General features: G+C 63.6%; 10 protein-coding genes and 1 pseudogene. 1 reads left to right on the top strand and 10 read right to left on the bottom strand.

Features of this window, described 5'->3' with window-relative positions; all coding sequences use genetic code 11:
* Positions 1-20 precede the first annotated feature (20 nt).
* Positions 21-1,001, bottom strand: coding sequence for a Gfo/Idh/MocA family protein (locus BBG20_RS20125; RefSeq protein ID WP_065906370.1), 981 nt, complete (start codon positions 999-1,001; stop codon positions 21-23).
* A 127-nt stretch (positions 1,002-1,128) separates the two neighbouring features.
* On the opposite strand from BBG20_RS20125, the gene BBG20_RS20120 reads away from it, so the two are divergent.
* Positions 1,129-1,491: an NUDIX hydrolase gene (locus BBG20_RS20120; RefSeq protein ID WP_065906369.1), complete on the top strand. Its 363-nt coding sequence runs from the start codon at positions 1,129-1,131 to the stop codon at positions 1,489-1,491.
* Here the strand turns inward: BBG20_RS20120 and BBG20_RS20115 are convergent.
* The 9 genes and pseudogenes from BBG20_RS20115 to BBG20_RS20075 form a co-directional block, all read right to left on the bottom strand.
* Positions 1,477-2,190: a transporter substrate-binding domain-containing protein gene (locus BBG20_RS20115; RefSeq protein ID WP_065906367.1), complete on the bottom strand. Its 714-nt coding sequence runs from the start codon at positions 2,188-2,190 to the stop codon at positions 1,477-1,479. The two genes, BBG20_RS20120 and BBG20_RS20115, sit on opposite strands and share 15 nt — an antisense overlap.
* Positions 2,183-4,837, bottom strand: a pseudogene (acnA, locus tag BBG20_RS20110) (aconitate hydratase AcnA). The gene BBG20_RS20115 and the pseudogene acnA overlap by 8 nt, the downstream one beginning before the upstream one ends.
* Entirely contained in the window at positions 4,834-6,027 is a 1,194-nt protein-coding gene (gene rocD, locus BBG20_RS20105) for an ornithine--oxo-acid transaminase (RefSeq protein ID WP_065906365.1), read from the bottom strand. Before rocD ends, acnA begins: the two are co-directional and overlap by 4 nt.
* Positions 6,028-6,157: 130 nt before the next feature.
* On the bottom strand, positions 6,158-7,276 hold the full coding sequence (locus tag BBG20_RS20100) for a succinylglutamate desuccinylase/aspartoacylase family protein (protein WP_065906360.1): 1,119 nt from the start codon (positions 7,274-7,276) through the stop codon (positions 6,158-6,160).
* A gap of 196 nt (positions 7,277-7,472) precedes the next feature.
* Positions 7,473-8,726, bottom strand: coding sequence for an OprD family porin (locus BBG20_RS20095; protein WP_065906358.1), 1,254 nt, complete (start codon positions 8,724-8,726; stop codon positions 7,473-7,475).
* Positions 8,727-8,837: 111 nt separating this feature from the next.
* Positions 8,838-10,481 (bottom strand): ABC transporter ATP-binding protein, encoded by a 1,644-nt coding sequence (locus tag BBG20_RS20090; protein WP_065906355.1) that lies wholly within the window; start codon positions 10,479-10,481, stop codon positions 8,838-8,840.
* Positions 10,478-11,356: an ABC transporter permease gene (locus BBG20_RS20085; protein ID WP_016977188.1), complete on the bottom strand. Its 879-nt coding sequence runs from the start codon at positions 11,354-11,356 to the stop codon at positions 10,478-10,480. Before BBG20_RS20085 ends, BBG20_RS20090 begins: the two co-directional genes overlap by 4 nt.
* Positions 11,353-12,294 carry an ABC transporter permease gene (locus BBG20_RS20080; protein ID WP_065906353.1) on the bottom strand — a complete coding sequence of 314 codons (942 nt, stop codon included), beginning with the start codon at positions 12,292-12,294 and terminating at the stop codon, positions 11,353-11,355. Before BBG20_RS20080 ends, BBG20_RS20085 begins: the two co-directional genes overlap by 4 nt.
* Positions 12,295-12,296: 2 nt before the next feature.
* Complete coding sequence (locus tag BBG20_RS20075) at positions 12,297-13,859, bottom strand: ABC transporter substrate-binding protein (RefSeq protein WP_065906351.1); 1,563 nt, start codon at positions 13,857-13,859, stop codon at positions 12,297-12,299.
* Positions 13,860-13,881 lie beyond the last annotated feature (22 nt).

Here is a 13,881-nt window from a genome sequence, read left to right as displayed (position 1 = left end):
AAAAACCTTTTTTATCGCGACTACCCAGGATGGTGGGGGTTGCGTAATAGCACCTTGTCCAGAATCCGATCAGTCTTCAACGCCTCGATGGCCAGCGAAGGATGCTCGGCCTCGCCGCGAATGTGTGCATTCATCGCCAGCACGTGGTGCCACTGGATATGCGCGTGGCACGGTACTTCGAGCACTTCCTGGGTCTCGGCTTCCAGGCGCAGCGGCTGGTCTTCGAACACCGAGAACTGAATGCGACCACGGCTGCCGATCAGCTCGACGCGGTCTTCCTTGCGGTCCGCGACGAAGTTCCAGCAGCCCATGCCCAGGGCGCCCGAGCCAAAGGTCCAGCAGGCCGTCACTGCATCTTCCGCCGCATAGCGCCCGGCCTGGCGCGCGGTAAAGCCCGAGACCTCGACGATATCCCCGGCCAGGTACTGGAACAAGTCAAAGCCGTGACTGGCCAGGTCGGCAAAGTAACCGCCACCGGCAATCAGTGGGTCGGTGCGCCAGTTGGCGGCGCTGGCGTCGTCGGCCCCCGGAGGCTTGCACAAGGTCCAGGTCAGGTGGCGCAGTTGGCCGATGCGTCCCGCCTGCAGCCACTCGCGTACCTGCTGGAAGCGCGGCAGCGAGCGACGATAGTAGGAGACAAACAGGTGCAGCCCGGCCCGTTCGAACGTGCGCTGCATCAACGCGCTCTGCTCGGCATTCAGCGACATGGGCTTCTCGACACAGCAATGCTTGCCGGCCGCCGCCACCATCAGGCTGTACTCGAGGTGGCTGTCGGGCGGTGTGGCGATATACACCGCGTCCACTTCAGGGTCGTCGATCAGTGCCTGGGCGTCGGTATAGAAACGGGCAATGCCATGGCGCGCCGCATAATCGCGCACGGCTGCCTCGCGGCGCCCCATCACGGCGACCAGCGCCGAACCTGGCGCTTTATAGAAGGCGGGTCCACTCTTCAGTTCAGTGACACTGCCACAGCCGATCATGCCCCAACGTACGGTGTTCATCTGTTGTCCTCGTCCGTTTTCATCAATCAGGCAGTATCCACATCCCCAACCCGGTACGCCATAACCACTTAGCATGACATTTGCATTACACTTTTATGACATTCATCCCACTGCGGGGGCACAGACGATGAAAATACGCGCAACGGTCATTTGCGAACACGAGGGACATATCCTCTTCGTGCGCAAGGCCAGGTCAAAATGGGCATTGCCGGGCGGCAAGGTCGAACGGAACGAGCGCCCGGTCGGCGCGGCCGAACGCGAGCTGGAAGAAGAAACCGGGTTGAATGTGGACGGCTTGCTGTATCTGCAGGAGCTCAAGGCCCGCGACACCGTACACCATGTGTTCGAGGCCTCGGTGGTGAACATCGCCGACGCGCGGCCGTGCAACGAAATCATCGATTGCCAGTGGTACGCCTATGGCGCCGTGGATGAACTGGACACCACCGACGCCACCCGGCACATCGTCAAATCCTTTCTACGTCGCCTGTAATTCAGCGCTCTGCCCGCTGGCCTCGAGACCTCGCTTTACCACACCCTTCTCTTTCTGCCGTTCGACAAAGGACCTGACGAACGCGGCAGCGGCTGCATGCGCCACCGGTACCGCCATGGCTTGGCGGATGGTCATGAAGTCATCCTCGACCAGGCGCCATTGCGCGCTCACCCGGGTGCGCAGAAAGTCCCGCACCCCCGCCGCCGCATCCAGACCTTGCGCGATAAACCAGTCCACCGCTGCTGCCGACGTAGGCGCCCGTACCAGCTCGGCATGCGCCACCGTACGGCTCAGGTACAGGTCGTAGGCTGCGCCTTGGCCGACGGCGATGCGTCGACCCGCTGCATCCAATTGGGCGATGTGGGTAAAGGGCGAATCCGTCGCCACGAGGTAGGTGCCCTTGATCGCCACGTAAGGTGCGCTGAACGCGATCTCCTGCTCACGTACCGGCTCGATGGCCAGGAACGCCACGCGCCAGGCATCCTCGGCCAGCGCAGCAAAGACCTTGCCCGCCGCCTCGAAGGTGATCAGCGCCAACTCGACACCCAGCTCTTCAGCCAAGGCCTTGGCCAACGCCACGGACACCCCCTGTGGCTCACCGCCCGCGCCGCGTTGCGCCAGCACCGGGTTGCCGAAGTTGATGGCGGCACGCAGCACGCCATCGGGGGCCAGTTGTTGCAGTACAGCGGGATCAATCATCGAGCGCTCCTGGGCGGGTTCGTTGCACGGTCTTGCGGATCACAAACGGCAGCACACCGCCGTGCTCAAGGTACCCAAGCTCTTGCAACGAGTCGAGGCGCAAAACCAGCCGGTGCGTGACAACACGGCCATCGGCGCGATCGATCTGCAGGGTGATCTGGTTCTCGCCAACCTGCAGGTGTTCCAGCCCCAGGAACGTCAAGCGCTCGCTGCCATCCAGCGCCAGGTCCTGCACCGTCGTCCCGGCGCTGAACACCAACGGCAACACGCCCATGCCGATCAGGTTACTGCGATGAATGCGCTCGATACTGCGCGCCACCACCGCCTTGATCCCCAACAGGCTCAGCACCTTCGCCGCCCAATCCCGGCTGGAACCGGCGCCGTAGTTGCTCCCGGCAAACAGCACGGTGGGCGTGCCGGCGTAGCTCTGCGCGGCCAGGTACAACGGCTGGTAGTCCGTGTGGTCGGCATTCCACGCCCACACACCTCGGCGTGGTGTTTGTGTCGGATCCAGCAGGTTGTTCAAGCGCGGGTTGGTGAAGGCCCCGCGCACCATCACTTCGTGGTTGCTGCGCCGTGTCGAGTACTGGTTTAAATCCGCCTCGGCCTCCCCCCTTTCGCGCAGCCAGGCACCGGCCAGGCTCTCGGAAGGGATGGTGCCCGCCGGTGAAATATGGTCCGTGGTGACGTTATCACCAAGCACCACCAACGCCCTCGCGTTGCGCACCGACAGGCGCGCCGCCGGCACGGGCGGCACCTGCGCCAGGTACTGCGGGCGGCGCAAATAGGTGGAATCCGGGTTCCAGGCAAATCTCACGCTGGCGTCGGCCTCCAGCGCCTGCCAGTGCGGCGTGCCCTGCCAGAGCAGTTCACTGCGTTGCTGGAACAACACCGGGCGCACCACCTGCGCCACGTGCGCCGCCACCTCGGCATCACTGGGCATCAGCTCCTCCAGATACACCGGCGTGCCTTGGGCATCCAACGCCAGCGGACTGCTGGACAGGTCGATATCAATGCTCCCGGCAATCGCATAGGCCACGCACAGCGCCGGCGAGGCCAGGTACCCGGCGGGGACTTTGGGGTTGACCCGTCCTTCGAAATTGCGATTGCCCGACAGCACCACCACCCCCTTGAGGCCTTGCTCGGCAAAGGCCTCCACATGGGCCTCCAGGCTTCCGGAATTGCCGATACAGGTCATGCAGCCAAAGCCCGCCAGGTCGAAGCCCAGCGCCGCAAAATCCTCCAACAAACCCGCCGCATCCAGATAGTCCGCCACCACCCGCGAACCCGGCGACAGCGAAGTCTTCACCCAGGGCTTGCGCCCCACGCCACGTGCCCGTGCACGACGTGCCAGCAATCCGGCCTGGATCATCTGCGCCGGGTTGGCCGTGTTGGTGCAACTGGTGATCGCCGCCATTACCACCGCGCCGTGGGTCAACGGTGCTTCAAAGGACGGCTCGAAGAATTGCTGCCCGGCCTCAGCGTGCACATGCTGATGAAACGAGGCGCCCGCCTGCGCCAGCGACTGGCGCTGATGGGGTTGGTGTGGCCCGGCCACACTGGGTTCAATCCGGGCCAAGTCCAGCTCGATCAGTTCATCGAACTGCGGCTCGGGCTCGCCGGCCTGGCGCCACAGCGACTGTGCCGCCATATAGGTCGACACCTTGGCCAACAATGGCGCCGGCCGCGCACTCAATTCCAGGTAGGCAAGGGTCTCGTCATCAAACGGGAAAAACACTACCGTCGCGCCATACTCCGGCGCCATGTTCGCCACGGTGCCCCGCGCCGCCCAACTCAACGACGCCAGCCCCGGCCCGGTGAACTCGACAAACTTGCCTACCATGCTGCGCTGGCGTAGCAACTCGGTCACGCTCAATGCCAGGTCCGTCGCCGTCACACCGGCCCGCAAGGCATTGCTGACGCGAACCCCCACGACCTGGGGAAAGGCAATCGGCACCGGCTCACCGAGCATCGCCGCCTGCCCTTCGAGCCCGCCCACGCCCCAGCCCAGCACGCCGATGGCATTGATCATCGGCGTATGGCTGTCGGTGGCAACCATGCAGTCCGGGTGCAGCAGCACGCCACCCCCGGCGGTCGGGCTTTCCCATACCACCTGGGCGATGGATTCCATGTTCATCTGGTGGATGATCCCCGTCCCCGGCGGGATCACCTTGAAGTTGTCCAGGCTGGCCTCGGCCTATTTGATAAACCGGTAGCGCTCGCTGTTGCGGCGAAAGTCGATGTCGAGGTTGGCGTCCACCGCGCCGGCTTCGGCGTAGTGCTCGACAATCACCGAGTGGTCGATGGTCAACACGGCCGGGATCGCCGGGTTCACCGCCGTCGGGTCGCCACCCAGTTCCGCGACCACATCACGCATGCCGGCAAAGTCCGCCAGGGCCGGCAGGCAGGTGGTGTCGTGAAACATCAGGCGGTTGGGCTGGAACGGCACCTCGCAGTCCGGCCCGCTGCCGGTGGCTCGCGCCAGCACCGACGGCAATGAGGCCGGGGCACAGCGGGCGATGTTTTCCAGCAGGATGCGCAGGCAATAAGGCAGCCGATGCAGCTGCACCGGGGTCAGCAGTTTATGCAGATCGATATAGGCGTAACGCTGCCCGCCGATGTCCAGATGGTTGAGAACGTCGCTCATAGTTGGCCGAACACCCGTTCGATACGCGCCAGGCCCCAATCCAGTTCCTCACGGGTGATGGACAACGGCGGCGCGATACGCAGCACGTTTTCATGGGTCTCCTTGGTCAGCAGGCCTTCGGCAAGCAACGCTTCGCAAATCGGCCGGGCATCACGGTCCAGCTCCACCCCCACCCACAAACCGCGACCACGCACCTCACGGATCGCCGGGGAATTCATCGCCCGCAGGCGCTCCACCAGGTAGTGGCCCAATTGCGCGCTGTTATCGATCAGGCCTTCATCTTCCAGCACGTTAAGGGCTTCCAGGCCAACGGCCGCCGCCAAGGGATTACCGCCAAACGTCGAACCATGGCTGCCGGCATCGAACAGGTCCATGATCGAATGGTCCGCGACAAACGCCGACACCGGCATGATCCCGCCGCCCAGCGCCTTGCCAAGGATCAGCGCATCCGGGCGAATGCCTTCGTGCTGGAAGGCAAACCACTTGCCGGTGCGGCCCAGGCCCGACTGGATTTCATCAAGGATCAGCAACGTGTTGGTGGCGTCGCACAGTGCACGCAGCTCACGCAGGAACCCGGCCGGCGGCACGCGAATACCGGCTTCGCCCTGGATCGGTTCGATCAGCACCGCGCAGGTATCAGCCGTGATGGCCTGGCGAAAACTCTCGATATCGCCAAACCGCGCTTCGGTGAAGCCGTCGCAGAACGGACCGAAGTCCGCCTTGTAGTCCGGCTCGGACGAGAAGCCGACGATGGTCGAGGTGCGCCCGTGGAAGTTGTTGTCGGCCACCACGATCTTCGCCTGGTTCGCGGCGATGCCCTTGACCCGATAGCCCCAGCGACGGGCGGCCTTGATCGCGGTCTCCACGGCTTCGGCGCCGCTGTTCATCGGCAATGCCGAATCGAAGCCGCTGATGCGGCACAGCGTCTTGAGGAAGTTACCCAGCGGCTCACTGTAGAACGCGCGCGACACCACGCTGATCTTGTCGATCTGCGCCACGGCGGCGGCGCGGATACGCGGGTGCACATGGCCATGACTGACGGCTGAATAGGCCGACATCATGTCCAGGTAGCGCTTGCCGTCATCGCCAATGGCCCATACGCCCTCGCCCTTGACGATGACCACCGGCAGCGGCGAATAGTTGTGGGCGCAGAATTGGTTTTCGAGGGCGATTGCCGGGTTGGGGTGCATGGAGTGTCCTGCCTGATAAAAATCTAAAATAGTGAGGATCTACTGCAGGCGCTGGCTGGCCGGCGATGGCGGTACGTCTGACACGCCGCTATCGCCGGCAAGCCGGCGCCTACAGTGATCGCCTTTCAATTCACGCACTCAGCAGCTTGCCGCTGCGGATCGGCGTGGCGCCGGAAACACGGCCCAAGGGGTCGCCCGGCTTCACAAAGCGCACATCGCGGCGCATGTACAACACGCCGGTGGTGTGGCTGTTGATCGTCACGGTCTTGCCACTGTGGGGATCGACGATATCGAACAACGCCTGCCCCGCTTCAATACGACTGCCCACCGCCGCGCGGTGCACCAGCACCCCGGCGCTCGACGCATAGAACTGCTCGCTGCCCGCCAGCGGCGTGGCCGGGTTGCGCAACGCAGGCAACGGTCGTGGGGTGCCTTCGATGGCGCCCAGGTGGGTCAGGTAATCAATGATCGCCGTGGCGTCATGGTCTGCCAGTTCATACGACACATCCCGCTGGCCACGGTGCTCCACGGTCACGGCGATGCTGCTGTCGGGAATCGGGAATCGCTCGCCAAACCGCTCGCGCAGATTCACCCACAGCAGGTAGAGCGCTTCATCAAAGGAATTGGCCTGGGAATCGGTAGCCAGCAGGGTCGCTTCGGCGCCGATGTAGCGCGCCAACGGCTCGATGGTCGGCCACACCGATTCGCCGGTGTAGAGGTGCATGGCCGCTTCGCGGGAGCAGTGCAGGTCCAGCACGATGTCGGCATCGTGGGCCAGCAGCATCAGGGTCTGCTGCAGCGACTGGTATTCGTCCATCGGCTGGGCGGCGCGCAGGCATTCGCCCCAGGCTTGGCGGATCAGTTCACGGTTGGCGTCGATATCCTGGCTGAGCAGGTGTTCGATCCTGCTGGCGATTTCCGGGTATGGCACCGGGAAACCACGGTTGTAATTGCGCCCACTGCCCAGCTCGAAGCGTCCGCTAGGTGCGCCCATGATGTATTGGCCCAGACCGGCCGGGTTGGCCACGGCCACCAGCACGATCTGCGCATTCAGGCGGCCGGCATTTTCCAGCGCGGCCAGTTGCCGGCGCAGGTGCGCAGCCACCAGCATCGCTGGGGTTTCATCGGCATGCAGCGCCGCCTGGATATAGATTTTTCGACCCGCACCCACTGCACCGTAATGCTCGCTTTCCACGTGCCTGTGGGTACCTTGTGTCGCTTGCAGCAAGGGGTGTTGATTAAGTTTCATAACGCAGGAGTCTCGATATTCGAGTGATGGTTCTGGAGAAAAGATGCTGTTGAAAAGAGTATCGAGACCGGGTGATCGCCTGTAAGGGCGGCCGGGGCTATCTTGATCTGCAAAACCGATCAGTTGTGATGCCAATCGGGGACAGTGTGATGAGCGGGCTTGCCCCGCTCATCACAACTAAGCCTCAGACACACGCTTACCAGAGCGCCAGGGTGTAACCCAGCAGCACGCGGTTCTCGTTGACGTCGTTGTAGAAGTTGCCCTTGGCCAGGGCGTTGCGCCAACGCATCGACACCCCCTTGAACGGGCCGGTCTGCACCACGTAGCTGATGTCCAGATCGCGTTCCCATTCGCGGCCTTCGCCGTTGAAGCCGATCACCTCGGCCGAATCACCCTTGGCATACTTGATCCCGAACAGCAGGCCCGGCAGGCCCAGGTCGGCGAAGTTGTAGTCGTAGCGAGCGTGCCAGGCGCGCTCCTTGGTCTGGGTGAAGTTGGTGAACTGGTACTCGGTGAACAGGTAGCTGATCGAACCATCCAGGTAGGTGAACGGCGTGGTGCCGAACTGCCGCTGGAAGCCGCCGCCGATGCTGTGGCCGCCATACTGGTAGGTCAGGCGTGTACTCAAGGCGCGGTTATCGACATCACCCGCGAGGCCAGCGCCGTCCTTGTCGGCCTTGAAGTAGCGCACGTCGGTCTTCAGGCTGCCCGGCCCCAGGCCAAAGCTGTTCTTGAAGCCGCCGTATTGCTGGTGGTAGATGCTGTCGAGCGCGGCGTAGTGGTAGCTGAGCAACGTGTTGGGGGTCAGCGAATAATCGCCGCCGGCAAAGCGGAACTGATCGCTCAGGGCCGTGCTTTTGTAGACCTTGCTGACCGTGGTCAGCTTCATGTCTTCGTAGTTGGTGGAATCGCGGTCCTTGGCCTGGTCCAACTGACCGAGGCTGAGCTTGAGGTTGCTGATGTCGTTGGACACCAGCTGCGTGCCACTGAACGACTGCGGGAACAGGCGGCTGGTATTGGGTTGCAGGGTCGGAAGATCCGGCACCAGGTAGCCCACGCGCAGTTCGCTCTTGGCGAAGCGTGCCTTGGCGGTCACGCCGAGCTTGGAGTAGCTGTCGGAAGCGCGCTTGTCGCTGTCACGCTGCAGCAAGCCGGTGCCGGATTTGTCCGGGCTGGAGTCGAGCTTCAAGCCGAGCATGCCCATGGCGTCCAGGCCAAAACCTACCGTGCCCTCGGTAAAGCCGGACTTGATCCCCAGCAGAAAGCCCTGGGCCCATTCGGCGCGCACCGACTGGCTGGCTTCTTCGCGGTAGTCACGGTTGAAGTAGTAGTTCTTCAATTCCAGCGTACCGCTGCTGTCCTTGATGAAATCTGCATGGGCGGCGAACGGGATCAACCCGCTGCTCACGACGCCCACGCCGGTGATGAGTTGAGTCAGGGATTTTTTCATTTTTTTAAGCTCCTGGCAGTGTCATGGTTGGGGGTTTTTATTGTTCTTCGGGCATGGCTTCGCCGTTCGCGCAAATCGGCGATTTGCGCGGCGGGTGACGTCAGTCCTGGGTTACAGCGCTAGCGGTACAGGGCCCTGGCGAATGCGGTAGCCACCGTTTTCAAGTTTCTCCAAGGGGCTGGCAGCGGCCAGCAGCTTGCGGGTATAGGGGTGCTGCGGGCGGTCGAAGATCTCATCGCGCGTGCCCATTTCCACCACCCTGCCCTCGCTCATCACCGCGACCCGGTGGGCGATGCGTTCCACCGCCGCCAGGTCGTGGGAGATGAACAGGCAGGCGAAGCCGTACTGCGCCTGCAGGCGTTCGAACAGCTCCAGGATCTGCTTCTGGATGGTCATGTCCAGGGCCGAGATCGGCTCGTCGGCAATCACCAACCGTGGGTGGCGCACCAGCGCGCGGCCAATGGCGACACGCTGGCGCTGGCCACCGGACAACTGATGCGGGAAGCGGTCTACAAACTGCTCGGCCAGGCCGATATCCAGCAGCGTCCTGGTGACGCGTTCACGCTTGTGCTCGGCGCTCATGCCCGGTACATGGCGCAGCGGTTCGGCGAGGATGTCGCCGATCTTCATGCGCGGGTCGAGAGACGAATACGGGTCCTGGAAAATCATCTGGCATTGCAAACGGTGTTCGCGGTTGCCCGACTTGAGGATGTCCACGCCCTCAAACTCGATGGCGCCGGCACAGGCTTTGTTCAGGCCGACAATCGCGCGGCCCAGGGTGGTCTTGCCGGAGCCGCTGCCGCCCACCAGCGCCAGGGTTTCGCCCGGTGCGATGCTGAGGTTGGCCGAATGCACCACGCGCTTGAACGGCGTGCGGCCCCACAGGCTGCGCGGGCCAGGGTGTTCGATGCACACGTCGCGGACCGTCAGCAGCGGGCCGTCGGCCTGGGGCAATTCCGCCAACACGCCACGGCGTGGCAAGGCTTCGAGCAACTGGCGGGTGTACTCGGCCTTGGGCGCCAGCAGGATCTGCTCAATGGTGCCCTGCTCCACCGCGCGGCCTTCGCGCATCACCACCACCTTGTCGGCGTAGCGCGCCACCAGGGACAGATCATGGCTGATAAACAGAATCGCCGTGCCCTGCTCGCGGGTCAGGTCGAGCATCAGCTTCAACACGTCCAGTTGCGCCAAGCAGTCCAGGGCCGTGGTGGGTTCGTCGGCAATCAGCAGCGCCGGGCGCAGCAGCATCACCGAAGCGAGCATGATGCGTTGGCGCATGCCACCGGAGAACTCGTGAGGGAACGCCGCCAGGCAACGTTCGGCGTCCTTGATGCCGATATGGCCGAGCATCTCCAGGCTGCGTTCGCGGATCTGCGCATCCGTGAGCTTGGTGTGCAGGCGCAGGCCCTCGGCCATTTGCTCGCCGATGCTCATGGACGGGTTCAACGACACCATGGGTTCCTGGAACACCATGCCGATCTTGGCCCCGCGCAGTTGGCGCAGTTGCTCGGGCTTGAGGCTGTTGAGGTCATGGCCCTGGAACCGCACCTGGCCGCCGCAGTGTTGCAGCGGTGGCGGCAGCAGGCCGATGGCGGCGCGGGCGGCCATGGTCTTGCCGCTGCCGGACTCGCCCACCAACGCGACGATTTCCCCCGGCGCGATGGTGAAGCTCAGGTCGTTGACCGCCAGCGGGCCGTGGGTGCCGACGCGGATTTTCAGGTGATCGACTGCCAGTAATACATCAGTCATGGTCATTTACTCATCCGTGGATCAAGGCGGTCACGCAAGGCATCGCCACACAGGTTGAACGCCAGCAACGCCATGGCGATGCAGACACCGGGAAACAGCCCCAGCCAACTGGCCGTGGCGATATACGGCCGGCTGGCCGCGAGCATGTTGCCCCAGGTCGCCGCCGGTGGCGGCACGCCCAGGCCGAGGAAGCTCAGGGAGCTTTCCGCGAGGATCGCCCAGCCGAACATGCTGGTGGCCAGCACGCACACCGGCGCCACGCAGTTCGGCGCAATATGGCGCAGCATGGTGTACAGCTCGGAATTGCCGATCACCCGCGAGGCCTCGACAAACTCCTTCTCGCGCAGCGACAACACCGTGCCGCGCACCACCCGCACCACCGACGGCGTATAGGCCAGGCTCAAGGCGAAGACGATGCCGTACAGGCTCGGACCGATGATCGCCATCAAGCCCAGGGCCAGCAGGATGCCGGGGAACGCCAGCAGTGCGTCGTTGATCATCATCAGGCCACGGTCGACCCAGCCGCGCAGAAAGCCGGCCAGCAAGCCGAGGAAGGTGCCGGCGATAATCGCCATGCTCACCGTCAGCACACTCACCCACAGGCTGGTGTGCGCGCCGATCATCAAGCGGCTCAAGACATCGCGGCCGTATTCATCGGTGCCCAGCCAGTGCGCGGCGGTCGGCGCCTGCAACCGCGCCAGCAGGTTCAGCGCCAGCGGATCATGGGGCGTCCATACCAGGCCGAGCGCGGCCATGATCAATAGCAAGCCCAACAGGAACGCACCGATCAGCGCATTCAACGGCGGCACGCGCCAGGCCCTGGGGGCACGCACCGGTGCAGGCAGTAGCACCTCGGGTGCAACAGGCAGTGGCTTATTCATAACTTAACCCTGGGGTCGAAGAGCGGGTACAGCAGGTCCACCAACAGGTTGACCAGCACATAGACAAAGGTCACCAGCAGCAGGCAGCCCTGCAGCACCGGGTAGTCACGGGCGTAGATGGCGTCGACCATCAGGCGGCCGATGCCCGGCAGGGTGAACACGGTTTCCAGCACGGCAATGCCGCTGAGCAGGTTGCCGAGGATCAGGCCGATAAGGGTCAGGGTCGGTGCAAACGAGTTGCGCAACGCATGGCGCCACAGCACCGCACGTTCCGACAGGCCCTTGGCGCGGGCATGGGTGATGTACTCCAGGCGCAACACCTCGATGGCACTGGCCCGCGCCATGCGGGTGATTGCACCCAGCTCCACCAGGGTCAGGGTGACGATCGGCAACACGATGAAACTCAAGGCCTGCCACGGTGACTGGCCGAACGACACGTAGCCCACCACCGGCAACCAGCCCAGCTTGATGCCAAACGCATACAGCAACAGCAGGCCGAGCCAGAAACTGGGGATCGACAGCAGCAGCGTGGCGGTCGACACCACGCCAAAGTCCAGTGCACTGTCCTGCTTCCACGCCGACAGCAAGCCGGCCGGCACCGCAATCAAGGCAGCCAGCAACACCGACACCAACACAATCCCGGCACTCACCTGGAAGCGATCGAGGATCAGCGGTAGCACCGCCTCATTGGTGGTGATCGAATGCCCAAGGTCGCCGCTGAGCACCGCCTTCAACCAGATTACAAACTGCACTGGCAGCGGCTGGTCCAGGCCCAGGGACGCGCGCGCGACCTCCAGGCTATGGGCGTCGGCCATGTCGCCAAGCATCAGCAGGGCCGGGTCACCAGGCACCAGGCGGATGATCGCGAACACCATCAGCGAGATCAGCAGCAAGGTCGGGACAGACATCGCCAGGCGTTGGGAGATAAAACGAAACATCCTCAATTGCTCCCGGAAGCAGGGACGCTGACGGTCCACAGGCGCGGCTTGGACACCGGCCAAGTGCGCAGGCCCTTGACGTAGTCACGGCTGGCGGCAATCGCGTTGCCGTTGTACATCGGGATCATCGGCACATCCTTGATCATCTGTTGGTGCAGTTGATCGAACAATGCCTGGCGCTTGGTAATGTCGCCTTCGCGCTGGGCTTCACGCAGCCATTCACGGGCCTGGGGGTTGTCCCAGACCTTGCGGGCTTCCTTGTCTTTGTCGCCGGTCATCGAATCGAAGCTCAGGGCCGGGTCGAGGCGCTCGGAGTACGGGAACGCCATCATCTGGTAGTTGCCGCTCTGGTAGCGCTCCAGTTGCGTGCCCCACTCCAGGGTCTCCAGCTCCAGGTTGATGCCGCTGGCCTTGGCCATGGCCTGCACGAATACGCCCATGTCGAAAATCGCGGCGTAGCGTTTGTTGACGATCAGTTTGATCGGCTCGCCCTTGTAGCCAGCCTCACGCAACAATTGCGCGGTCTTGGCCGGGTCGAAGGTGTAGCCCTGGTCTTCGACGGCCGTGTGGTAATGGCTGCCGCTGGCGACCATCGAGTTGTTGGCCTTGGAACGCCCGCCGGTGAGGGCTTCGACGATTTGCGCCGAATCCAGCGCATGGGCGATGGCCTGGCGCAAGCGCACATCCTTGAGCAGCGGGTCGCGGGTCTGGAACAGCAAGGCGTTGACCGACATGGTGCCGCTGGAGGTCACGCGCACGCCGGGGTTGGCCGCCAGTTCGGTGGCGTCCAGCGGGGTGACGTCGATCAGCAAGTCGACGTTTTTCGACAGCAAGGCGGCTTTGGCGGCGGCCGGGTCCGGGATCACCAGCAGGCGCACGCGGTCGAGGGTGGTGGATTTGTTGCCGGTGTAGCCATCGGGCTGTTGTTCATCGCGGGCGCTGTAGTTGGGGTTACGCAGCAGTTCGACGTATTGACCGGGCTTCCACTCGCCCAGCTTGAACGGGCCGGTGCCGACCGGGGCCTTCCAGCTGCCATCGGCGTTGAGCGAGTCCGAGGAGAGGATGCCGCTGCCGCCACACTCCGGCAGTGCGGTACTGGTAAGGAACAGGCCATTGGGCTTGTCGAGGGTGAACACCACGGTGAGTGGGTCCGGGGCGCTCATGTCGACGATCTTGGCGCCACCATGGCCATCGAATTCAGGCGCGCAGCGCCATTGGGTCTTGGGGTCGAGGAAGCGCTTCCAGGTCCACAGCACGTCAGCGGAGGTCAGCGCCTTGCCATTCTGGAACTTCACCCCGTCGCGCAGGTGGAAGGTGTAGCGCAGGCCGTCGTCGGACACCTGCACGTCCTTGGCCAGCAGCGGGCCGACGGTGGCGTCTTCACGAAAGGCCACCAGCCCTTCGGTGAGGTGCATGATCACCGCGTCGGAGTTGGTGTCGCGGTTGACACCGGGGTCGGTGCTGCGGATATCGGCGTTGAGCGCCACCTTCAACACACTTTCGGCGTGGGCAGTACCCGCCAGCGCCGCAGACAAAGCGCCTGCCAGGATTAAAGTCTTGTTCATGATAAATGCACCTTAAATGATC

Origin of the sequence: Pseudomonas aylmerensis (genome assembly GCF_001702265.1) — a bacterium.
GTDB lineage: Bacteria > Pseudomonadota > Gammaproteobacteria > Pseudomonadales > Pseudomonadaceae > Aquipseudomonas > Aquipseudomonas aylmerensis.
Note: the sequence above shows the minus strand (reverse complement) of the source record. Positions and strands in the feature narration are given on the sequence as shown.